25 protein-coding genes are annotated in these 20,478 nt (G+C 65.4%); 21 read left to right on the top strand and 4 right to left on the bottom strand.

Going from position 1 to position 20,478, the window contains the following annotated elements:
- The first annotated feature begins 117 nt into the window (after positions 1–117).
- From flgM to ACX1DW_RS16420, 10 genes are all read left to right on the top strand, one after another.
- On the top strand, positions 118–393 hold the full coding sequence (flgM, locus tag ACX1DW_RS16465) for a flagellar biosynthesis anti-sigma factor FlgM (protein WP_156244808.1): 276 nt from the start codon (positions 118–120) through the stop codon (positions 391–393).
- A complete protein-coding gene (gene flgN / locus ACX1DW_RS16460; RefSeq protein WP_458991915.1) occupies positions 390–830 on the top strand; it encodes a flagellar export chaperone FlgN in 441 nt (146 codons plus the stop codon). Before flgM ends, flgN begins: the two co-directional genes overlap by 4 nt.
- 316 nt (positions 831–1,146) lie before the next feature.
- Complete coding sequence (gene fliD, locus ACX1DW_RS16455) at positions 1,147–2,412, top strand: flagellar filament capping protein FliD (RefSeq protein WP_458991914.1); 1,266 nt, start codon at positions 1,147–1,149, stop codon at positions 2,410–2,412.
- Positions 2,412–2,807, top strand: coding sequence for a flagellar export chaperone FliS (fliS, locus tag ACX1DW_RS16450; RefSeq protein ID WP_102839262.1), 396 nt, complete (start codon positions 2,412–2,414; stop codon positions 2,805–2,807). Before fliD ends, fliS begins: the two co-directional genes overlap by 1 nt.
- On the top strand, positions 2,791–3,114 hold the full coding sequence (locus ACX1DW_RS16445; protein ID WP_230726756.1) for a hypothetical protein: 324 nt from the start codon (positions 2,791–2,793) through the stop codon (positions 3,112–3,114). The genes fliS and ACX1DW_RS16445 overlap by 17 nt, the downstream gene beginning before the upstream one ends.
- A complete protein-coding gene (locus ACX1DW_RS16440; protein WP_458991913.1) occupies positions 3,111–4,268 on the top strand; it encodes a flagellar hook-length control protein FliK in 1,158 nt (385 codons plus the stop codon). The genes ACX1DW_RS16445 and ACX1DW_RS16440 overlap by 4 nt, the downstream gene beginning before the upstream one ends.
- A 35-nt stretch (positions 4,269–4,303) precedes the next feature.
- On the top strand, positions 4,304–4,753 hold the full coding sequence (locus ACX1DW_RS16435) for a flagellar basal body-associated FliL family protein (RefSeq protein ID WP_102839264.1): 450 nt from the start codon (positions 4,304–4,306) through the stop codon (positions 4,751–4,753).
- 11 nt (positions 4,754–4,764) lie between these two features.
- Positions 4,765–5,499 (top strand): FliA/WhiG family RNA polymerase sigma factor, encoded by a 735-nt coding sequence (locus ACX1DW_RS16430; RefSeq protein WP_102839265.1) that lies wholly within the window; start codon positions 4,765–4,767, stop codon positions 5,497–5,499.
- A gap of 21 nt (positions 5,500–5,520) precedes the next feature.
- Complete coding sequence (gene motA / locus ACX1DW_RS16425; protein WP_110778498.1) at positions 5,521–6,393, top strand: flagellar motor stator protein MotA; 873 nt, start codon at positions 5,521–5,523, stop codon at positions 6,391–6,393.
- Entirely contained in the window at positions 6,390–7,325 is a 936-nt protein-coding gene (locus ACX1DW_RS16420) for an OmpA family protein (protein ID WP_196111808.1), read from the top strand. Before motA ends, ACX1DW_RS16420 begins: the two co-directional genes overlap by 4 nt.
- Before the next feature lie 36 nt (positions 7,326–7,361).
- Here the strand turns inward: ACX1DW_RS16420 and ACX1DW_RS16415 are convergent, their stop codons facing one another.
- The 4 genes from ACX1DW_RS16415 to flgA all read right to left on the bottom strand — a co-directional run bounded on the left by ACX1DW_RS16415 (position 7,362) and on the right by flgA (position 10,829).
- Positions 7,362–7,844, bottom strand: a complete 483-nt coding sequence (locus ACX1DW_RS16415; RefSeq protein WP_110778496.1) for a hypothetical protein — start codon at positions 7,842–7,844, stop codon at positions 7,362–7,364.
- Positions 7,841–8,695: a winged helix-turn-helix domain-containing protein gene (locus ACX1DW_RS16410; RefSeq protein ID WP_200600831.1), complete on the bottom strand. Its 855-nt coding sequence runs from the start codon at positions 8,693–8,695 to the stop codon at positions 7,841–7,843. Before ACX1DW_RS16410 ends, ACX1DW_RS16415 begins: the two co-directional genes overlap by 4 nt.
- Before the next feature lie 374 nt (positions 8,696–9,069).
- Entirely contained in the window at positions 9,070–9,981 is a 912-nt protein-coding gene (lafA, locus tag ACX1DW_RS16405) for a lateral flagellin LafA (RefSeq protein WP_200600829.1), read from the bottom strand.
- 170 nt (positions 9,982–10,151) lie between these two features.
- Positions 10,152–10,829 (bottom strand): flagellar basal body P-ring formation chaperone FlgA, encoded by a 678-nt coding sequence (flgA, locus tag ACX1DW_RS16400; RefSeq protein ID WP_200600827.1) that lies wholly within the window; start codon positions 10,827–10,829, stop codon positions 10,152–10,154.
- 215 nt (positions 10,830–11,044) lie between these two features.
- Here flgA and flgB point away from each other — a divergent pair, with 215 nt between their 5' ends.
- From flgB to flgL, 11 genes are read left to right on the top strand one after another with little or no spacing between them, the layout of a single operon-like run.
- On the top strand, positions 11,045–11,410 hold the full coding sequence (gene flgB, locus ACX1DW_RS16395; RefSeq protein ID WP_230726742.1) for a flagellar basal body rod protein FlgB: 366 nt from the start codon (positions 11,045–11,047) through the stop codon (positions 11,408–11,410).
- Entirely contained in the window at positions 11,410–11,838 is a 429-nt protein-coding gene (gene flgC / locus ACX1DW_RS16390; RefSeq protein WP_014595442.1) for a flagellar basal body rod protein FlgC, read from the top strand. The genes flgB and flgC overlap by 1 nt, the downstream gene beginning before the upstream one ends.
- Positions 11,838–12,503 carry a flagellar hook capping FlgD N-terminal domain-containing protein gene (locus tag ACX1DW_RS16385; RefSeq protein ID WP_200600823.1) on the top strand — a complete coding sequence of 222 codons (666 nt, stop codon included), beginning with the start codon at positions 11,838–11,840 and terminating at the stop codon, positions 12,501–12,503. Before flgC ends, ACX1DW_RS16385 begins: the two co-directional genes overlap by 1 nt.
- A gap of 37 nt (positions 12,504–12,540) precedes the next feature.
- Positions 12,541–13,731: a flagellar hook protein FlgE gene (gene flgE / locus ACX1DW_RS16380; protein ID WP_458991912.1), complete on the top strand. Its 1,191-nt coding sequence runs from the start codon at positions 12,541–12,543 to the stop codon at positions 13,729–13,731.
- 9 nt (positions 13,732–13,740) lie between these two features.
- Positions 13,741–14,469, top strand: coding sequence for a flagellar basal body rod protein FlgF (locus ACX1DW_RS16375; protein WP_110778489.1), 729 nt, complete (start codon positions 13,741–13,743; stop codon positions 14,467–14,469).
- Between the two features lie 14 nt (positions 14,470–14,483).
- The gene (flgG, locus tag ACX1DW_RS16370; protein WP_102839274.1) at positions 14,484–15,269 is read left to right on the top strand and encodes a flagellar basal-body rod protein FlgG; all 786 of its coding nucleotides are present in this window, start codon (positions 14,484–14,486) and stop codon (positions 15,267–15,269) included.
- Positions 15,269–15,937, top strand: coding sequence for a flagellar basal body L-ring protein FlgH (gene flgH, locus ACX1DW_RS16365; protein WP_200600817.1), 669 nt, complete (start codon positions 15,269–15,271; stop codon positions 15,935–15,937). Before flgG ends, flgH begins: the two co-directional genes overlap by 1 nt.
- A gap of 15 nt (positions 15,938–15,952) precedes the next feature.
- Complete coding sequence (locus tag ACX1DW_RS16360) at positions 15,953–17,050, top strand: flagellar basal body P-ring protein FlgI (protein ID WP_253748924.1); 1,098 nt, start codon at positions 15,953–15,955, stop codon at positions 17,048–17,050.
- Positions 17,051–17,058: 8 nt separating this feature from the next.
- Positions 17,059–18,171 carry a lytic transglycosylase domain-containing protein gene (locus ACX1DW_RS16355; RefSeq protein ID WP_458991911.1) on the top strand — a complete coding sequence of 371 codons (1,113 nt, stop codon included), beginning with the start codon at positions 17,059–17,061 and terminating at the stop codon, positions 18,169–18,171.
- The gene (gene flgK, locus ACX1DW_RS16350; RefSeq protein ID WP_458991910.1) at positions 18,168–19,547 is read left to right on the top strand and encodes a flagellar hook-associated protein FlgK; all 1,380 of its coding nucleotides are present in this window, start codon (positions 18,168–18,170) and stop codon (positions 19,545–19,547) included. The genes ACX1DW_RS16355 and flgK overlap by 4 nt, the downstream gene beginning before the upstream one ends.
- A gap of 21 nt (positions 19,548–19,568) precedes the next feature.
- Positions 19,569–20,477 carry a flagellar hook-associated protein FlgL gene (gene flgL / locus ACX1DW_RS16345; protein ID WP_458991909.1) on the top strand — a complete coding sequence of 303 codons (909 nt, stop codon included), beginning with the start codon at positions 19,569–19,571 and terminating at the stop codon, positions 20,475–20,477.
- Position 20,478 lies beyond the last annotated feature (1 nt).

The raw sequence follows: 20,478 nt of genomic DNA, 5'->3' as shown, positions 1-20,478 counted from the left end.
GTGGAGGCGGCTCCCGGCGGTCGGTAGACTAGCCGCGCCTGGGCTGTGAACAGGCATTTAAGTTTCGTGCCCGGGCGGTCGCCTGTTTGGCTGTAACCACCGAGTTGGAAAGAAATCATGGAAATCAGCCGGCACTTCAAGCCCGCCCTGACACCGGCCACCGAGGCCAGCTCCACCCGCCAGCCCACCGCGCGCCCGACGCCGGAAGCCGCCGTGCGCCAGCCGGAAAGCCTGCCGCTGGAGCAGATGCACGACGCCCTGCGCGCCATGCCGGACATCGACCTGGACCGCGTTGCGGCGATCAAGCAGGCGCTGCAGCGCGGCGAGATCTCCACCGATCCCGCCGCGCTGGCCGGCAGCATGCTCGCCTATCACCGCGGAAGCGATGCGTGAACCAGCGTGACAAGCTGCTCGCGGTCGCCGCTGACGACTTGGAGCAGGATGGCGACGATTACCTGGCCCTGCGCGACCTGATGCAGGCGCTCTACGCGTTCCTGCTCGAGCGCGACAGCTCGGAAATCGATCGCCTCAATCTGCAGATCACCACGCGCGTCGAAACCCTCGCCCTGCGCGCCCAGCGCCGGGCCAAGGTGCTCGGCGCCTTCCGCCTGCAGGCCGATGCCGAAGGCATGCAGCGGCTGCTCGGCTGCTATCCCGACGACCAGGCGACGCGCCTGCGCACGCTCTGGCAGAAGCTCGGCGCGCTGGCCAGCCAGTGCCAGCAGATCAACGAGCGCAACGGCAAACTGCTCGCCATGCACCACGAAATCCTCGGCCAGCTGCTGGCCGGCAGCCACGATGCGCGGCTGTACCAGCCGCAGCCGTACTGACTCTGCCATCGCGTCCGGCCCCGCCGGCACGACCACGGCCGTCCCGTTACTCGATCTCCGCAGCCTGAGCAGCCCGCTCCAGTCCTGGGCTGCGTGTTGTTTCGTCGACCGGCTTAAGTCGCCCCCCCTTCTTCGTCGCCTTTGTTCTGAGAGGTTTCGCCGTCCGGGCGAGGCGGAAGCGGCATTTCCCCGTTTCCTGTCGCGGCCGTCGAGCGGAAGTGCTTCTTCTGCGCCAATCGCGCAAAAGTGCTTTTAAATCAACGATTTGTGTATTGGCACTCAACTTGCTCTAGAGAGCACAGGAAGGGGATCGGCAATGGCGATAGATTCAGATTACGTAAAGCAGATGGCGACGCAGCTGGCGACCTACGAAGTTCAGTCTTCGCTGGACCGGCTCAATCGCAATGAAAGCAACTACAAGACCCAGCGTGACGCGCTGAGCAAGTTGCGCACATCCCTGACCACGTTCAAGTCAGCCATGTCCGGCCTGAAGACCGGCAACGCCACGATGCTGGTCAACAGTGCCTCGTTCAGCCAGGACGGCTATGCCAGTGCGACGGTCGGCACCCAGGCCCAGCCCGGCAGCTACCAGTTCTATGTCGAACAGCTGGCCAGCAAGCAGCAGGTCGCCGTGCAGGGGCTGGTCGATGGCAGCCTGAGCGGAACCCTGACCCTCGAAGGGCAGGATTTTGCGCTGGCCGATTACGCCACGCTCGACGATGCAGCCAAGGCGATCAATGCCGCGGATCTCGGCGTACAGGCAACGCTCGTGCGCAGCAATGGCGAAGTCAGCCTGGTGATGACCAGTGCCGAAAGTGGCGCTGCCAATGCCTTCGCGGTGTCGCTCGCGGGCACCACGGCCACGACCACCACGCTCTCCACGGCGGCCGATGCACAGATCCGCATGGGCGGCTCGTTCGGCAGCGGTGGCATCCTGCTGACCAGCTCGAGCAACAGCTTCGACAACGTCATCGACGGCGTCAGCCTCTCCGTGAACAAGGTACACACCGCCAGCGACTCGGCGCTTACGCTGACTGTCGGGCAGGACCAGAGTGCCACCAAGGGCAAGGCACAGAGTTTCATCGATGCGTTCAACGCGTTGATGACCAGCTTCGATTCGCTGACTGCCAGCGGTAGCGACAGCAGCGCCCGTGGTGCATTGGCTGGTGATTCCAGCATCCGTTCCATCGAGAGTCGCCTCAACGGCTTGCTGCGCACCGACTTCGGCGGCAGCAGCCTGATCGATTTCGGCATCAGCGCCGACCGCAACGGCAAGCTGACCATCGACGCCGGCCGCTTCGAGGCGGCGGTGGCGAAGGATCCGGCCGCCTTCGAGGCGCTGTTCACCGGCAAGGACAACCTGCTCGACAGCATCGACAAGACGGTCGCCAGCTACACCAGCAGTGCCAACGGCATGCTGAAGAACCGCATGGACACGCTGGACCTGAACCTGCGGCGCATCGACGAGCAGTTCGAGAACCTGCAGCAGCGCTACGACACCTACTACTCCCGCTATCTGAAGCAGTTCACCTCCATGATGCAGACCATGCAGAGCATGGAGCAGACCTCCGGAATGTTCTGATGACCTACCTCCCCAACGACAGTTACGACAGCTATCGCGCGGTGGACCTGGAAGCGCGCGCCGCTTCCGCTTCGCCCTACGAACTGGTGCTGGTGCTGATGGACGGCCTGCTCGACGAGCTGGCGCGCGCCCGTGGGCATATCGAGCACAAGCGTTATCAGCAGAAAGGCGCCTCGCTGGAAAAATGCATGAACATCCTCAACGGCCTCAACGGTGCGCTGGACGAGGAGGGCGGCGGTGAGGTCGTGCAAAGCCTGGCCAGGCTGTACGAGTACTGCATCTACCGCCTTTCGGACGTCAGCGTGACGTTGTCGCTCGATGGGCTGGACGAAGTGGTGAAGCTGGTGGGCGTCCTGCGCGAAGGCTGGGAGGGCATCAGTGCCGCACGCAAGTGATGCGCAGCGCCTGCAGGCGCTGCATGCCCAGCTCACCGCTGCCCTGGCTAGCGGTGACTGGCGTGCCGTCGGCGAGGTGGATGGGGCGATTCGGCAGTGCCTCGAGCAGTTGCCGCGCGACCCTGCGGCCGATCCGGCCGTGCAGGCGGCCAGGGCGCAGCTCCGAACGCTGCACGGAAAGGCGCTGGAAGCCTGTGCCGAGGAGTGTGAGCGCTTGCGCCTGCTGCTGGTGAATCACCTGGAGTACGCCGAAGGGCGTGCGGCCTACCAACGTATCGACATGTTCGCCGCAGGAGATGGCCGGTGATTCAGTTGCCTGCACAGCGCATTGCCGGAGACGCCGCAGGCGGCTCCGAGCTGACCGGCGCGCTACCCCGCCCGGCCTCGATGAGCGCTCGGGGCGCGGTGCCTCCCGGGACGGCTGCGCCGATCGCGTCCGGCTTCCGCGAGCGCCTGCTGCGTGCGGCCATCGCCGATCCGGAGCAGACGCTGCAACAGACCGCGCCGCCACCTGAGCCGCTGCCATCGCCAGTGGCGCCGCCGGCCGGCTCCGAGGCCGAGCGCACCGACAGCGAGCCGCTCGAGGAAACCGCTGCCGAGCAGTGGTTGCAGGGCATGCTCGGTCAGCAGCAGGTGGTGGTGCAGGCGCGCGAGGCGGGCACTGCCCAGCCGCTGGCCTGGCCCCTGCCGGCCGAGCCGGTCGCTGCTGCGGCAACCGAGCAGGCCGTTGCGCAGGTCGAGGGCTTCGTCGAACGGCAGCAGCATGGCCAGCCGCTGCCATGGCCGGTTGTGACGGTCGGCGAGCGCCAGGGCGCGGCTTCCGCTGAACGCCAGCCGGCGCCGGTGCTGCGGCCAGGCTTAGAGACCGCCGCGGCGTGGACTGCGCCGACAGCGAGCGCGTCGTTGCTCGACGCGCAGCTGCCGACCGAACAGCTGGCACCGCTCGAGCCCGCTGCGCCGGGCGAAGTAGGCGAGGCGCCGCTGCTCACCGGCGAGCGACCCGCCAGCCCGTCGCTGCAAGGCGCCGAGCGCCTACTCAGGTTGCAGGCGCCGGAGGCCAAGTGGGGCGAGCAGATGCTGCATGCGCTGCGCGAGCACGTCGAGGTGCAGCTGCAGCAGCGTCAGCAGAGCGCCAGCATTCGCCTCGATCCGCCGGAGCTGGGCAGTCTGGAAATCCACCTCAGCCATGAATCCGGACGCCTCACGGTCCAGCTCAGCGCCGCACACGCCGATGTCGCGCGCCTGCTGCAGCAGACCAGCGACCGGCTGCGGCAGGAACTGGTCGCGCAGCATTTCGTGCAGGTCAACGTGCAGGTTGGTGCCGATAGCGGCCGGGACCGCCAGGGTCAGCCTCGGCAAAGCCGTGACGAGGAGCAGGTGCTTGCCGCGGCTGCAACCGCGCTGCCGGAGCGCAGCGGGCGCTCGGCCGGGCTTGCCAACGATGTGCTGGTCACGGTCTGACCGGCTCACTTTCAACTACAGGATCCGAATTGGTTATGTCGACGCCCCGTCTCGTTCTTCTGATGCTGCTGCTCAATGTCGTCACCGTGGCCGGCGGCGTCGGTGCCGCCTACTGGCTGCTCAAGCCGGGCATGGCCGGCGGTGAAGTGGTGGCCGAAACCATCGAGCCGGTGCAGTACGAGTTCTATGCCGTGCCCAAGGTCATCGTCAGCCTGCGGGGGGACGGTCGCGAGCGCTATTTCGTGCTCGACCTGGCGCTGCAGGCCGAAGCTTCGGATGAGCCGAAGAACTTCGAGCAGATCGAACCGCTGGTGCGCAACTCGGTGGTCAGCTACCTGTCCGGGCTGGAATTCGCCGAGCTGCGCGCGATGCCCATCGGCGAGCTGCAGGCGCGCCTGGAAGAGGCGTTGTTCGCCGACTTCGCCAGCAAGAAGGCGGTGGTGCCGTTCCACCATGTGCTGGTCAACAAGCTGATCGTTCAATAAAGGCCCGCGCCATGAACGCCACCTGCCCCGTCGACTGCTACACCGCCAGCCCGGCCGGCCACGCGCTGTTCGCGCCGGCCGACGAGCAGCGCTGGATGATGCAGTACCTGCCGCTGGTCAAGCGCATCGTGCGCCAGCTGTCGCTGCAGGCGAACCAGGTGCTCGACCGCGAAGACATGGAGCAGATCGGCATGATCGGGCTGCTCGAAGGCCTGCGTCGCTACGGCGAACCGGACGAGCAGTTCGGTCGCTTCGCCGCGCTGCGCATCCGCGGTGCCATCCTCGACGAGCTGCGCCGTCAGGACTGGCGGCCTCGGCAGGTCCGGCAGCAGGCGCACAAGGTGCGCGACGCGATCCGCGAACTCACCCGCCAGCTCGGCCACACGCCGAGCGACGAGGAGATCAAGGCGTTCACCGGGCTGGATGAAAAGGACTACCAGGCCTTCCTCTGGGCCGATTCGTCGGAGGCCATCGAGAGCCTCGACGAACTGCTGCAGAGCGGTCACGAGCATTTCCCCGATGCCGCCGAACTGTTCGAGGAACGGCTGCTCAAGGAGCGCCTGCTGGAGCAGGCGCTGGCGCGGCTGGACGAGCGCGAGCGGCTGGTGCTGACGCTGTATTACCAGCACGAGTTGAGCCTCAAGGAAATCGCCCTGGTGCTGGAAGTCAGCGACGCCAGGGTCTGTCAGTTGAGCAAGCAGGCGATCGGCAAGGCCTGTCGCTTTCTGGGGTCGGTGGACCCTTAACCGAGAGAAGTCAGTAACGTCATGCAGAAAGTATTAGGTGCGTTCATCATCATCGGTTGCGTCCTCGGTGGCTACGCCATGGCCAACGGCGACATGCGGGTGCTCTGGCAGCCGGCGGAAGTGGTGATCATCCTTGGCGCCGCGATCGGCAGCCTGGTGGTCGGCAATCCGAAGGAGGTGCTGATCGAGATGCTGCACCAGATCAAGGGCGTGTTCGCCTATCAGCGTCGTGGCGAGGAGTTCCAGCGCCAGTTGCTGATGCTGCTCTATGAGCTGCTGGAAATGGTCGACGTGGGCGGTCTCAAGGTGCTCGATTCGCACATCGAGGAGCCGGAGCAGAGCGACCTGTTCGTGCGCTACCCGCTGATCCTGCAGGAAAAGAACCTGATGGCGTTCATCGCCGACAACTTCCGCCTGATGGCCATGGGCAAGATCAGCGCCCACGAACTCGAGGGCTTCCTCGAGCAGGAGCTGGAGGCGATGGAACATGCGTTGATGCAGCCGTCGCGCTCGCTGTTCAAGATCGGCGAGGCGATGCCGGGCTTCGGCATCCTTGCCGCGATCATGGGCATCATCATCACCATGGGCAGCATCGGCGGCAGCGTCGCCGAGATCGGCGCCCACGTCGCTGCGGCGCTGGTGGGTACCTTCCTCGGCATCTTCTTCTGCTACTGCCTGATGGAGCCGCTGTCCAATGCCATGGGGCAGCGGATCAAGACCGAGCTGTCGGCGCTTGAATGCGTGCGCACCACCCTGGTCGCGCATCTGGCCGGCAAGCCGACGCTGCTGGCGGTCGATGCCGGACGCAAGCTGATCGAACAGGACGTCAAGCCGGCCTTCCGTCAACTCGAGGTCTGGGTCAACCAGTACGAGGAAGAAAGGGACGCGGCATGAAGAGCCGAGACAAGGGCAAGGCCGGCGAACGCGAGATCATCATCAGGCGCCGAAGCAAGAAGGGCCACGGCGACGAGCACGGCGGCGCCTGGAAAGTGGCTTTCGCCGACTTCACCCTGGCCATGATGGCGCTGTTCATGGTGCTGTGGATCATCCAGCCGCAGATGAACCTGACCAACCCGGCCTCGGGCGATCAGGAAAGCAATCCGCTGGTCGATGGCGGTGCCGGCATCTTCGACGGCACCAGCACCTCGCCGCTGGAACTCGATGGTGTGCCGCTGCGCCCGGCGCCGGACGAACCGTCGCCTCGGCATGACGAGACGGCAAGCCGGGACGGCGAGACGCCCACCGACGGCACCCGCCGCTATGCCTCGACCGCCGAGTTGCAGGCGCTGGCGGCACTGATGCAGGAGGTCGCCGGGCAGGTCGACGCGCTGGCCAATCTGGAAGTGGACGTGGTGCCGCAGGGCCTGCGCATCCTGATCAAGGACGACCAGCAGCGCTTCATGTTCCAGCGCGGCAGCGCGGTGCTCAACCCGCACTTCGCCAAGTTGCTTGGCGTTCTGGCTGGGGTGCTGTCCAAAGTCGAGAACAAGCTGATCATCAGCGGTCACACCGACGCCACGCCCTACCGCCTGCAGTCAGGCTACGACAACTGGAACCTGTCCGGGGACCGCGCCTTGCGTGCGCGCAACGTGCTGGTGTCGGCCGGCCTGCCGGCGCGCTCGGTGTTGCAGGTGACGGCCCAGGCGGATGTCATGCCGCTGCGCCCCGAGGCGCCGGAAGACGGTGCCAACCGGCGGGTGGAGATTCTCTTGCTGACCGATTCGGCGGAGACGCTGTACAAGGAGCTGTTCGGCGACAGCTACGGCAAGGTGCGTTTCTCCGAGAGCGGTGCGCAATACAGCGGGGAGCCCAGCGAGGAAAGCTGAGCGCTGGCGGGGCGCACGCTGGCCGGGCGTTGGCCCTCAGCGCTGCGCCACGGCCTGTTCGGCGCAGTAGACCTGCTGGGTTTCGACGCCGTAGAGGCAGGCGCCGACCTGTTCGAGGGTGATGCGAGCACCCTTGTGCTTGCCATAGAAGAGGTTGAACAGCAGTTCGTCGTCGAGCCCGCTGGTCGCCGGCAGGCCGTTGATATCGCCTTCCTCCACCACTAGCTGGGCGCGCCCGAGAAAATCGGTTTCCACTCGGCCCGACGCCTCGACGATGGTCGGGCTGTTGCGTGTCATCGAATAGAAGCGGCCATCCTTGAACACCATGCTCTGGCTGACCTGCACCAACTGGCCGTTGCTGAGCAGGACCTGCCCGCTGGACGCGTAGCGCCCATCCAGGCTGGTGCTGTAGTTGGTAGTGGTGCCCATCGCGACGAACGCCCAGAGTGCCAGGGCAGTGGGCACCATCACGCGTAGCATGCGCTTGCTCGCTATGCCGGTCTCGGAGTGAATACTCATCGCAGACATCCTTGCAGTGTTTCGTTGGAGACGACATTGACCTGGCTGCGGTGGATCTTCAGCCAGTTCACATGACCATCGTTGCGCAGACAGCGCAGCTCGTAGAATCCGGGCGACATGTTGACGATGAGGCGGCTCGGATGCGTGTTGAGGCCGGCCAGGCTGGTCACTAGTCGGCGGGTCTCCTGCACCATGCGTTCGAGCATCTGTTGGCTCTTTTCCACGTACAGCACTTCCAGCTGGCCGATGGAGTGGCTGTGGGTCAGGGCGCTCTTGGGGGCCTGAATGAAGCGATAGCCCAGTGCGAGGACGCCCAGCAGTATCACTGCGGTGGTGCTCAATACGGTGGGGGCGAGCCATGGCGAACGCCTGCCGTGCAGCTTGGCCGCAGTGATCTGCGCAGCCACGTCCGGCATCGCCATCGGCTCGCTCGCTGCGACCGGCGTGTCGGCGGGTTGTGCAGCTGGCGTGTTCTCGGCATCGATCAGGTAGTTCGGGTTGAACAGGTAGCCCCGCCTCGGCAATGTCTGAATGATCTGACTAGCGCTGTCGTGCAGCACCTGGCGCAGGGTGTAGATCTGCTGGTTGAGGCTGCCCTGGCCGACGACCCGGTCTTGCCAGGCATAGCGCAGCAGCTCTTCGCGTGAAACCACTTCCCCAGGGGTGTGCAGCAGACGTTCCAGAACGCGGCTGCCGGAGAAGCCGAGATCGACCCGTTCCACCTCGTCGCCGAGGGTCAGGCTGAGCTGGTAGAGCGTGCGATCGAAGCGAGCCAGGCATCCTTCGCGTCCGCTTCGCAGAAGCGGGCAGGCGATGCCGTCGGTGGCCTGTCTGGGCGGAGATGAGGTCATAGGGCTCGGAAAAAGGTGCGGTGACTGTGATCTAGGACAAGGGAGTACCGTGAACTGGTCGGCAGTATATTGGCGCCGTTTTTTTGAACTTACAAGGGAACTAATCAGGCTTATAGCTGTCATGCATGATAGCTATATGACATCACAGCGATGTTTTCGCGACTCGCTGGTCAGGTCGGAGAGCGTGCAGGGCGCGCCATTGCTGGGCTCGGGGCGGGACGAGAAGTGTATCGGCATGGCTGATGCGGTGCCTGTCCATTGGTCGGATGGACGACCGCAGTGTGTTCGACACGCAAAAAAACGCCCCGAACCAGTCGGGGCGTTTTTCATTTGTAGCGGAGCAGGTCGGCCCGCGCGGGCCAACCCGGCGCTCATCAGCCCAGCAGGCCCATGACCATGCCCGGCATCTGGCCGGCTTGCTTGAGCATGGAAATGCCGGACTGCAGCAGCATGCTGTTCTTGGTCATGGTGGCCGATTCGGCGGCGAAGTCGGCATCCATGATGCGGCCCTTGGCCATCTCGGTGTTGTCCTTCATGTTGGCCAGGTTGTTGTTGGTGTGATTCAGGCGGTTGATGTTGGCACCGAACAGGGCGCGCAGTTCGCCAACCGAGTTCAGAGCGGTTTCCAGAACGGTGATATTGGCGTTGGCGTTGGTGTTGACGGCAGTTGTCGGGTCCTGGGTAGTCGCCAGCTCAACGCCCGGGGTCCCCGGAACGGCGTAGGTGTCCGAAGCGTTGCCCAGTGCGGTCGCGAGCCCCGTAAGCTTAGCGCTGACGTCCAGAGTCAGGGTCTCGCCAGCGCTGGAACCGATCTGGAAGGTCATGGCGGCGGAGAACTTGCCGAGGCTGCCGTCGGTAGTGGTGCCGTTACTGAACAGGCTGTTACCGGCGAACTTGGTGTTCTTGACGATGTTGGACATTTCCTTGCCCAGTTCGTCGTATTCGGCCTGCAGTGCGATCAGGTCGGCGCCGCTGTTGGTGGCGTTCGCGGCCTGGGTCGACAGGTCCTTCATACGCTGCAGGATGTCGGTCATTTCGCTGAACGCGCCTTCGGCGGTCTGCAGCAGGGAAACGGCGTCGTTGGTGTTGCGCATGGCTACGCCCATCCCGCGGCTCTGGGCGTTCAGGCGGGTGGCAATCTGCAGACCGGCGGCGTCGTCGGCGGCGCTGTTGATGCGCAGGCCGGTGCCCAGGCGCTGCTGGTTGGTGCCCAGGGCATTGTTGGTCTTGCCGAGGTTGGTCTGGGTAACCAGCGAGGAGTAGTTGGTATGGATGGACAGGGCCATGATGAATTCCTTCGTGCTAAGTGGGCTGTAGGAGCTGGCTTGACTGCCTGCTGAAGGGGTAAGGCGACAGCCCTGTGCGAAGGATTAAATCCTGGCGCCAAAAATTTTCTACTTGCCCTCCAATGAACTGCCACGCCCTCACACGGCGTATACCACCGAGCGCGCGCCGGTTAGAACGTACTGCTCACCACGCCTTCCTCCACCACCTGAGCGTCGATCACCTTGCCGCTGCGTACGTTGCGCACGCGAATTACCTCGCCCGGCTGTCCGTCCGCCAGCGCCTCGCCACTGGTGGAGGCTTCTATGCCGTCGTTGCTGGCGATGATCTTCACCGGCTGGCCGCGTTTGACCGCCAGCGGTTGTGCCAGAAGTGATGGGGTGAGTGTCTGCCCGGCGCGGATGCGCCGCTTGGCGGCCATGCCCTGCACCTCTTCCAGACGATGAAAGTAGCCGCGCTGGGCCCGCGCGATGTCGATCGGTTCGAGCCTGAGGTCGGAGCCGGCAATGGTCTGGCCGCGTTCGATGATGCCCTGGGCATGCACCGTCGGCAGCCACACGCCGGCCTGGCTGGTGAGCTCCAGGGTCCAACCGTTCTCACCTGGGCAGCGCACGGCCAGCCGTTGACGCTCGAGCAGCGAGGGATTGTTGCCCGCGGGGCGAACCTGCAGCGGCTGGTTGCAGCGGGGCAGCCGCGCGGCGCTGGCCGGCAGGCTGGTGTCGTGCGTCAGGCGTGCGCCCTGCCAGCCCTGGCGCTTGGCCTCACGCTGCAGTCGTTCGTTCAGGTGTCGATCGACCGCCTCGATGATCTGCCGGTCGCTGCCGTTCTGCCCGAAGGCAAGCAACGGCATGAGCAGCAGGAGCAGCGCCGTCGAGGCGGAAGCAACTTTTCCGCCTGGCCTGCGCGAGCGTCTCCCAAGCGGAAGGTTACGGCCCGTCGAGTGCTTTGTGCTTGAGATTTTATCGATAAAAAACAAAGAGTTACCTGCTTTTGCGCGACGCGGCACGAATGCTGCAGACGCTCATTCGATCGAACACACCGCTCATGCTTCAAGGGTATCGGCGAATGAGTATACGGATTGAAGACGCACTCGGCGTTCACGAACGCGCGCTGGGCTTGCGCATGCAGCGCAGCGAGATTCTCGCCGCGAACCTGGCCAACGAGGACACCCCGGGCTTTCAGGCCCGCGACATCGACTTCGGCGCCGAGATGCAGCGCCTGGACGATGGCGCCTCGTCGCGCCTGAGCATCGCCGGCAACGATCCGCGGATGCTCTATCGCGTACCGACCCAGGCTTCGCAGGATGGCAACACCGTCGAGCTGTCGGTCGAGCAGGCGCAATTCTCGCGCAATTCCATGGATTTCCAGACCAGCCTGACCTTCATCACCATGAAATTCCGTGGTCTGAAGCAGGCCATCGAGGGCCGCTGATGTCATTCGATTCCATCTACCGCATCGCCGGTTCGTCGATGAACGCGCAGACCGTGCGGCTGAACACCGTGGCCAGCAACCTGGCCAACACCGATTCGGCGGCCGCCAACCCGGCGGACGTCTACCAGGCGCGCAAACCGATGTTCGCCGCGGTGTACGAGAACAACTCACTGACCCGCGGCGTCGGCCTGGGCGGCGCCCATGTGCAGGTGCTCGACGTGGTCACCTCCGGCGCCGAGCCCAAGCGCCGCTATGAGCCGGGCAATCCACTGGCCGACGGCGAGGGCTACGTCTACTACCCCGACATCAACGAGATCGAGGAGATGACCGACATGATGTCGGCCACCCGCAGCTTCGAGACCGGTGTCGAGGTGCTCAACCGCGTCAAGAGCATGCAGCAGAGCCTGCTGCGCCTGGGAGAAGTCTGATGAGTAGCGTCAATTCCGCACTGGACGCCAGCCTGGCCGGCAACAGCATCGATCAGGTCAAGCGCGCGGTGAACGTCAGCGACGCCACCACGATGGAGAACAACTTCATCAGCCTGATGGTCGCGCAGATCAAGTATCAGGACCCGACCAAGCCGGTCGACAGCACCGAGTTTCTCAACCAGTTCTCGGCGATGTCCCAGGTCAAGAGCATGGAGAACATGACCAGCCTGGCGCAGAACAACCTGGTACTGATGGACAACCTGCAGACCCTGACCGCCGCCGGCCTGGTCGGCCAGCAGGTGCGGGTGGCGACCGAAACCCTGCAGCTCGACGGCCAGCCGCTGCAGGGGCAGTTCACCCTGGCGCACGCCTCCAACCGCACGGCGCTGGTGCTGACCGATTCCAACGGCCAGAAGACCACCATCGAGCTCGGCGCCCGTGCGCCCGGCCAGGTGCCGTTCGACATCGACCCGCAGCACCTCGGCCTGCCGGCCGGGCAGTACAGCGTGGTGATCGAGTCGGATAACGGCGAGTACCCGCAGGTGGAAGTCGCCGGTCTGGTCGGCAACGTGCGCGTCAGCGCCGAAGGCCCGGTGCTGCAGATCGACGGCGTCGGCTCGGTGCCGTTCTACAACATTCTCGAGTTCGGCGCCGGCAACGCCTGACGCCCGAACCTCCATCCAGCAGAGTCGAGACGCAATCATGAGCTTCAGCATCGCCCTGACCGGCCTGTCCGCCGTCAACGAACAACTGAACACCATCGGCAACAACATCGCCAACTCCGGCACCGTCGGCTTCAAGTCCTCGCGCACCGATTTCGGCAGCCTCTACGCCGAGACCCAGGCCATGGGCGTGGAGGTGATCGGCACCACCCAGAGCATCAGCCAGGGCGGCGCGCTGACCACCACCAATCGCACCCTGGACCTGGCGATCTCCGGCGGCGGCTTCTTCGTCACCCGCGCCAGCAATGGCGACGTCGGCTACACCCGCGCCGGCATCTTCGGCACCGATAAGGACAGCTACATCACCAACAGCCTCGGTCAGCGCTTGCAGGGCTATCCGGCCGATGCCACCGGCAATCTGCAGACCGGCATCGTCGGTGACCTGCAGCTGCGCTCCGGCGGCATCCCTGCTCGCGCCAGCGACGCGCTGAGCTTCGTTGCCAACCTGGATGCCGACCAGCAGGTACCAGCCGTGGCCTTCGATCCGCTGGCGGCGGACAGCTACAACTCCACCTACACCACCAAGCTGTTCGACTCCCAGGGCAAGGAACACACCCTGACCCAGTACTTCGTCAAGACGGCCGACAACAGCTGGAATGCCCATTACTACGTCGACGGTACTGCGCTGGCCGGTGGCCCGCAGGCGCTGACCTTCGACAGTGCCGGCGTGCTCGCCGCGCCGATCGGCACGGTCCCCCTGGCGGCGCCGCTGACCGGCGGTGTGGCCCCGTTGGCCATCGATCTGGACTACAGCGGCACCAGCCAGTACGGCTCGGAATTCAGCGTCACCACCAATCGCGCCACCGGTTACGCGGCAGGCGAGCAGACCGGCATGAGCGTGGAGAAGGACGGCAAGGTCTACGCCAGCTACTCCAATGGTGAGCGCATGTTGCAGGGCCAGGTGGTACTGGCCAGCTTCGTCAACGCCGAAGGCCTGAAGAACATCAGCGGCACTGCCTGGACCGAGACCGCCGCCTCCGGCGCGGCGATGCTCGGCGCCCCGGGCGTCGGCCAGTACGGCACCCTGGCTTCCGGCGCGCTGGAAAGCTCCAACGTCGACCTCACCCAGCAGCTGGTAGGCCTGATGGAAGGCCAGCGTAACTACCAGGCCAACACCCAGGTCATTTCCACCAACAAGGAACTGACCCAGGTCCTGTTCAACGCACTCTGAGGCTGACCCATGGATCGCTTGGGATACACCGCGATGACGGCCGCCAGCCGCACGATGATGTCGCTGCAGGTGCGCTCGAACAACCTGGCCAACGTTAACACGCCCGGCTTTCGCGCCGACCTCGAACGCGCCCAGGCCGTGGCGGTGGAAGGCTACGGTTACGACAGCCGGCACATGGCGCTGATCGAGAACAACGGCGTCAGCCTGGCGGCCGGACCGATGGTGGCCACCGGTCGCGAGCTGGACTTCGCGGTCAAGGGCAACGGCCTGATCGTGCTGGAAGACGGCGAGGGCGAGGCCTACACCCGCCAGGGCAGCATGCAGGTGGACGCCGAAGGGCGCCTGACACTCAACGGTCGTGCGGTACTCGGCGAGGGCGGCCCCATCGTCCTGCCCGAGCATGACCGCCTGGAGATCGGCAATGACGGCACCGTGTCGATCATGGCTCCCGGTGACTGGATGATGGCCGAGGTCGACCGCATCCGCCTGGTCGACGTGCCGGCGGCCAACCTGATGAAGAACCAGGCCGGCCTGCTGGTGACCCGCGACGGCGAGCCGGCGCAGCCCAGCGAGGACGTGCGGCTGGCCAGCGGCTTTCTCGAGTCGAGCAACGTCTCGGCGATCGACGAGCTGGCCTCGACCATGAGCCTGAACCGCCTGTTCGAAACCCAGGTGAAGATGATGAAAGCCGCCGAGGACCTTTCCGACGCCGGCAACCGAATGATCCGCGGCAGCTGATCGGGAGATAACGCATGAATTCTGCACTTTGGGTCAGCAAGACCGGCCTGGCCGCCCAGGACAAGGCCATGTCCACCGTTGCCAACAACCTGGCCAACGTCAACACCAATGGCTTCAAGAGCGACCGCGCGGTCTTCGAGGACCTGTTCTACGTCATCGAGAAACAGCCGGGCGCGCAGGCCGACGAGATCAACACCGTGCCGTCCGGCATCCAGCTGGGCAGCGGCGTGCGCGTCGCCGGCACGCAGAAGGTGTTCACCGAGGGCAGCATCCAGACCACCGGCCAGCCGATGGACCTGGCCATCGTCGGCCGCGGCTTCTTCCAGGTCGAGGCGCCCAACGGCGATATCTTCTACACCGAGAACGGCCAGTTTCAGCTGAATGCCGAAGGCATGATGGTCAACGCCCAGGGCCTGCCGCTGAACCCGGCGATCGAAGTGCCCGAAGGCAGCACCGGCTTCACCGTCGGCAGCGACGGCATCGTCACTGCGGTGCTGGCCGGCGACACCCTGCCGTCGGAGCTCGGGCAGATCACCCTGGTCAACTTCACCAACCCCGGCGGGCTGGAAGCGCTGGGCGGCAACCTCTATCGCGAAACCGTCGCCAGCGGCGAGCCGGTGGAAGGCGTGCCGGGCGAGGAAGGCCTCGGCCAGCTCAAGCAGGGCGTGCTGGAAGGCTCCAACGTGCAGGTCGTAGAGGCCATGGTGGCGATGATCGCCATCCAGCGCGCCTACGAGGCCAACGCCAAGGTTCTCGATGCCGCCAGCGGCATGCAGCAGTTCCTCAACCAGACCGTGTGATGCCGATGAAGCCGATCGCCCTCCTGTTCGCCTTTCTGCTGCTCGGCGGCTGCGCCAGTTTCGACGAGATGCTGCCGGACGAGGATTCCAGCGAGTACGAGCCGCTGGAACTCGACTACAGCCTGCCACCGACCACTGGCGGCGGTCTGTTCCGCTCCGGCTACGGTGGCTCGCTGGTGAGCGACAAGCGCGCGGTGCGGATCGGCGACATCCTCACCATCGTGCTGGACGAATCGACCCAGTCGAGCAAGAGCGCCGGCACCAGCTTTGGCAAGCAGTCCAGCGTCGGCGTCGGCGTGCCCACCGTACTCGGCAAGACCTACCCGGACGTCGAGACCTCGGCCTCGGCCGAGCGCGACTTCAGCGGCTCGGCCAAGAGTTCGCAGCAGAACACCCTGCGCGGCTCGATCGCCGTCACCGTGCACCGCGTGCTGCCCAACGGCACGCTGCTGGTCAAGGGCGAGAAGGCGCTGCGGCTGAACCAGGGCGACGAGTACATCCGCCTCGCCGGCCTGGTGCGCATGGACGACATCAACCGCTTCAACCAGGTGTCCTCGCAGAACGTCGCCAACGCACGGATCTCCTACGCCGGCCGCGGTGTGCTCAACGACAGCAACTCCGCCGGCTGGCTGACGCGCTTCTTCGCCCACCCGCTGTTCCCCCTCTAAGTGGAAGTTTTCCCGATGCGTGTGAAGCTGTTTCTCGCCGCCGTCGCACTGTGCTGGCAGTTGCCGGTGCAGGCCGTGCCGCTGATGGATCTGGTGGATATCGAAGGCATCCGTGGCAACCAGCTGATCGGCTACGGTCTGGTGGTCGGCCTGGATGGCACCGGTGACAAGAACCAGGTGAAGTTCACCAGCCAGTCGGTGGCCAACATGATCAAGCAGTTCGGCGTGAACCTGCCGCCGAACGTCGACCCGAAGCTGAAGAACGTCGCTGCGGTGACCGTTACCGCCACGCTGCCGCCGTCCTACAGCCCGGGGCAGAGCATCGACGTCACCGTGTCCTCGCTGGGTGATGCCAAGAGCCTGCGCGGCGGCCAGCTACTGATGACCCCGCTGCAGGGCGTCGACGGTGAAATCTACGCCGTGGCACAGGGCGCGCTGGTGGTCGGCGGCGTGAATGCCGAAGGTGCCAGCGGCTCCAAGGTGGCGATCAACACCTCCAACAGCGGCCTGATCCCCAACGGCGCGACGGTGGAACGGATGATCCCCACCGACTTCACCGAGCGCCCGGATGTGATGCTCAACGTGCGTCAGCCGAGCTTCCAGACCGTCACCCGTGTGGTCGATGCCATCGATGCCTACTTCGGCAAGGGCACCGCCACCGCGCTCAATGCCACCAAGATTTCGATTCGTGCGCCGGTCACCAGTACCCAGCGCATGAGCTTCATGGCCATGCTCGAACGCCTGGACGTCGAAGAAGGTCGTGTGCGACCGAAGGTGGTGTTCAACAGCCGCACCGGCACCGTGGTGGTCGGCGAAGGCGTGCGGGTAAAGGCCGCGGCGGTGGCCCATGGCTCGCTCACGGTGACCATCAGCGAGCGGCCGCAAGTCAGCCAGCCGAACGCCTTCGCCGGTGGCGACACCGTGGTTACACCGCAGTCCGACGTGGCCGTCGAGCAGGACCGCAAGGCCATGTTCAAGTGGCCGGAAGGCGCCAGCCTGGAAAGCATCATCAGCACCATCAACAGCCTGGGCGCGACCCCGGATGACGTGATGAGCATCCTCCAGTCACTGGAACGCGCCGGCGCACTGAACGCCGAACTGATCGTGATGTAAGGCCGCCCATGAGCATTGTTTCCCTACCGCACCACCTCAATGCCATGCGCGCGCGCAGCGACGGCCCCAGCGCCGCGCGCCGCCAGCAGCTGGAGATGGTTTCCGAGCAGTTCGAGGCCATGTTCCTGCAGCAGATCCTCAAGCAGATGCGCAAGGCCGGCGACGTGCTGTCGGCCGGCAACCCGATGCGCAGCCGCGAGCTGGACACCATGCGCGACTTCTACGACGAAGTGCTGGCCGAAACCCTGGCCGGCAAGCGCCAGACCGGGATCGCCGACATGCTGGTGCAGCAGCTCTCCGGCGGCCGCGACGGCACCGCGGCGGCACCGGCGGCACTCGGCCTGGCCAGTGTCGGGCAGGGCGGCCAGCATGCCCTGCGCGGCACCTGGCAGCGCGGCGTCGAAGCGCTGGACAGCGCCTGGTCGGCGGGCAAGGCCGGCTTTCGTGCGCTGGTCGACAGCGTCATCAAGCACGAGTCCAGCGGCAACGTCGCCGCCGTCTCGCCCAAGGGCGCTCGCGGGCTGATGCAGCTGATGCCCGGAACCGCCCGCGACATGGCCGCCGAACTCGGCCTGCCATTCGACGAGGCGCGCCTGACCCGCGATGCCGAGTACAACAAGCGCCTCGGCAGCGCCTACCTGAACAAGATGCTCGAGCGCTACGACGGCCATGAGGCGCTGGCGCTGGCCGCCTACAACGCCGGCCCCGGCAAGGTCGACGAGTGGTTGAAGCAGCATGGTGATCCGCGCCGCGGCGAGATCGATGCGGCGAACTGGATCCAGAAGATTCCCTACCAGGAAACCCGCGACTACACGCGCAACATCCTCAAGGACCTGCAGGCCGCCAACAGCCAGCCGCGCGAGCCGCAGGCCGCGCTACAGTCGGCCGGCCGGTTGCCGGCGGCGCAGGCCAGCCTGGGCACCGCAGAGCGACTGTCCCGCGGGCAAATGCTGGCCACGCTGGAGGGCGAGCGCATCGGCACGCAACAGCCGGCATCCGTTGCGCTTAATGAGCCGCCCGCGGCAGTCGCCTTGAATAGACAACCACCGGTCGTCGTGCGCCATCTCTCCGTGGCGTTCGCCCAACCGATCCGCATCGATTCGAAGGAAGTGCTGTCGTGAGTGTCTTGAGTCAGATTGGCTACAGCGGCGTCCGCGCTTCGCAGATCGCCCTAACCGCGACCGGGCAGAATATTGCCAACGTCAACACGCCCGGCTTCAGCCGCCTCGGCCCGGAACTGCATTCGGTCGGCGGGCAGACCGCCACCAGCATCGGCGGTGGCGTGCAGGTCAGCAGCATTCGCCGGCTGTCCAACGATTTCCAGAACCAGCAGCTCTGGCGCGCCAGCACCGACAAGAACTACTACGGCACCAGCCAGCAGTACCTTTCGGCGCTGGAAGGCCTGATCCACAGCGAAGGCTCCAGCGTCAGCGTCGGCTTGGACAATTTCTTCGCCGCGCTCAGCGAGGCCAGCTCCACGCCGGAATCCATTCCCCTGCGTCAGCAGATCATCGGCGAGGCCAAGCAGCTGGCGCAGCGCTTCAACGGCCTGAACAGCAACATCGGCACCCAGCTCAACGCCCTGCAGGGTCAGCGCGTGGCAATGGTCGCGGAGATCAACGGGCTGTCCGACAACATCGCCGAGCTGAACGTGGAAATCCTCAAGATGGAGTCGGCCGGGCGCGATACCGCCACGCTGCGCGACTACCGCGAGAACCTGATCAAGGACCTCAGCCAGTACGCCGGCATGCGTGTGCAGGAGGTCGCCGACGGCACGCTGACCGTGTCCCTGGCCAACGGCCAGCCGCTGGTCGCCGGTGGCAGCGCGGGGCAACTGACGGTCGAGCAGAACCTGGCCGGCGAACAGGAGCTGGCCCTGGTGTTCGCCAAGACCACCTTCCCGCTGGTGCAGGATGGCCTCGGCGGCTCGCTCGGCGCGCTCTACGACATGGAGTACGGCGCGCTGCGGCCGGCCCAGGACGACCTGCACGACATGGCTGCGGCCCTGGCGCAGAGCGTCAACGACACCCTGGCTGGCGGCTTCGACCTGAATGGCGATCCCGGCCAGCCGCTGTTCGTCTACACCCCCGGCAGCACCAGCGGCATGCTTGCGGTGACGGCGCTGGCTCCGGAACAGCTGGCCTTCTCCTCCGCCGGGCAGAGCGGCACGGGCGAGGTCGGCAACAACGAGAACCTGCTGGCTCTGCTGGAGCTCAAGTCGGCCAAGGTCAACGTGGCCGGCAGCGATGTCCCCCTCAACGATGCCTATGCTGGCCTGGTCGGCCGCGTCGGCAGTGCCAGCCGGCAGAACCAGGCCGACCTCGCCGCTGCCACCGTCGTCGCCGAGCAGGCCCAGGCCCAGCGCGACAGCGTCAGCGCGGTGAACCTGGACGAGGAAGCGGTCAACCTGATGGCCTACGAGCAGGCCTATCAGGCCAACATGAAGGTCATCAGCACCTCCAACGACCTGTTCAACGCCGTACTGGCAATGTTCTGAGCCGACTGACGAGAAAACACCATGCGCATTTCCAACGCCCAGATCACCGCCACCATGCACGGTTCGCTGAACAACAGCTCCGAGAAACTCGGCAAGCTGATGCAACAGATGGCCAGCGGCGAGCGCATGCTGGTGCCATCCGACGACCCGATCTCGGCGGTCCGCGTGCTGCGCATCCAGCGCGAGGAAGCCAGCCTGACGCAGTACCGCACCAACATCGCCAACGTCTCCGGCAACCTGTCCAAGCAGGAAGCCAATCTCAAGGCGACTTCCGACAGCATGCTGAGCATCCGTGACCTGTTGCTGTGGGCGGCCAACGGCAGCAACACCGACGAGGACCTGTCGGCCATCGCCAACGAGCTGGAAACTCTCGAAGGCACCGTGCTCAGCTTCGCCAACGTGCGCGACGAGGAGGGCCGCTACCTGTTCTCCGGCACCCGCGCCAACCAGCCGGCGATCGCCCTGGTTGGCGGTGTCTACGTCATGCAGGGTAACGACCAGCATCGCCAGGCCGCGGTGGCCAACGGCGTGCTGGTGGAAGAGAACGTCACAGCTGCGCAGATATTCGGCGCCGGCGTCGGCATGCTCAACGAGCTGCGCAGCCTGGTGCAGACGCTCAAGGACCCGGCGCTGGATTCGAGCGACCCGGCCGTCCGCGCGCAGATCGCCGCGAGCATGGACAGCCTCGACGCCACCCACGGCAGGCTGCTCGGCGCGGTTACCGATCTCGGTGGGCGGCAGAACACCCTGACCCTGCTCGGCAGCAGCAACGAGGACGTCTCGCTGGTGAACCAGAAGATCGATGGCGAACTGTCGCGACTGGATTACGCCGGCGCCAGCATCGACCTGAACAACTACCAGCTGTCGTTGCAGGCCACCCAGAAAACCTACATGAAGATCAACGGCCTGACCCTGTTCGGCATGCTCTGAG

The organism is Stutzerimonas sp. KH-1 (assembly GCF_054483855.1).
This window is presented reverse-complemented; position numbering and strand designations above follow the sequence as displayed.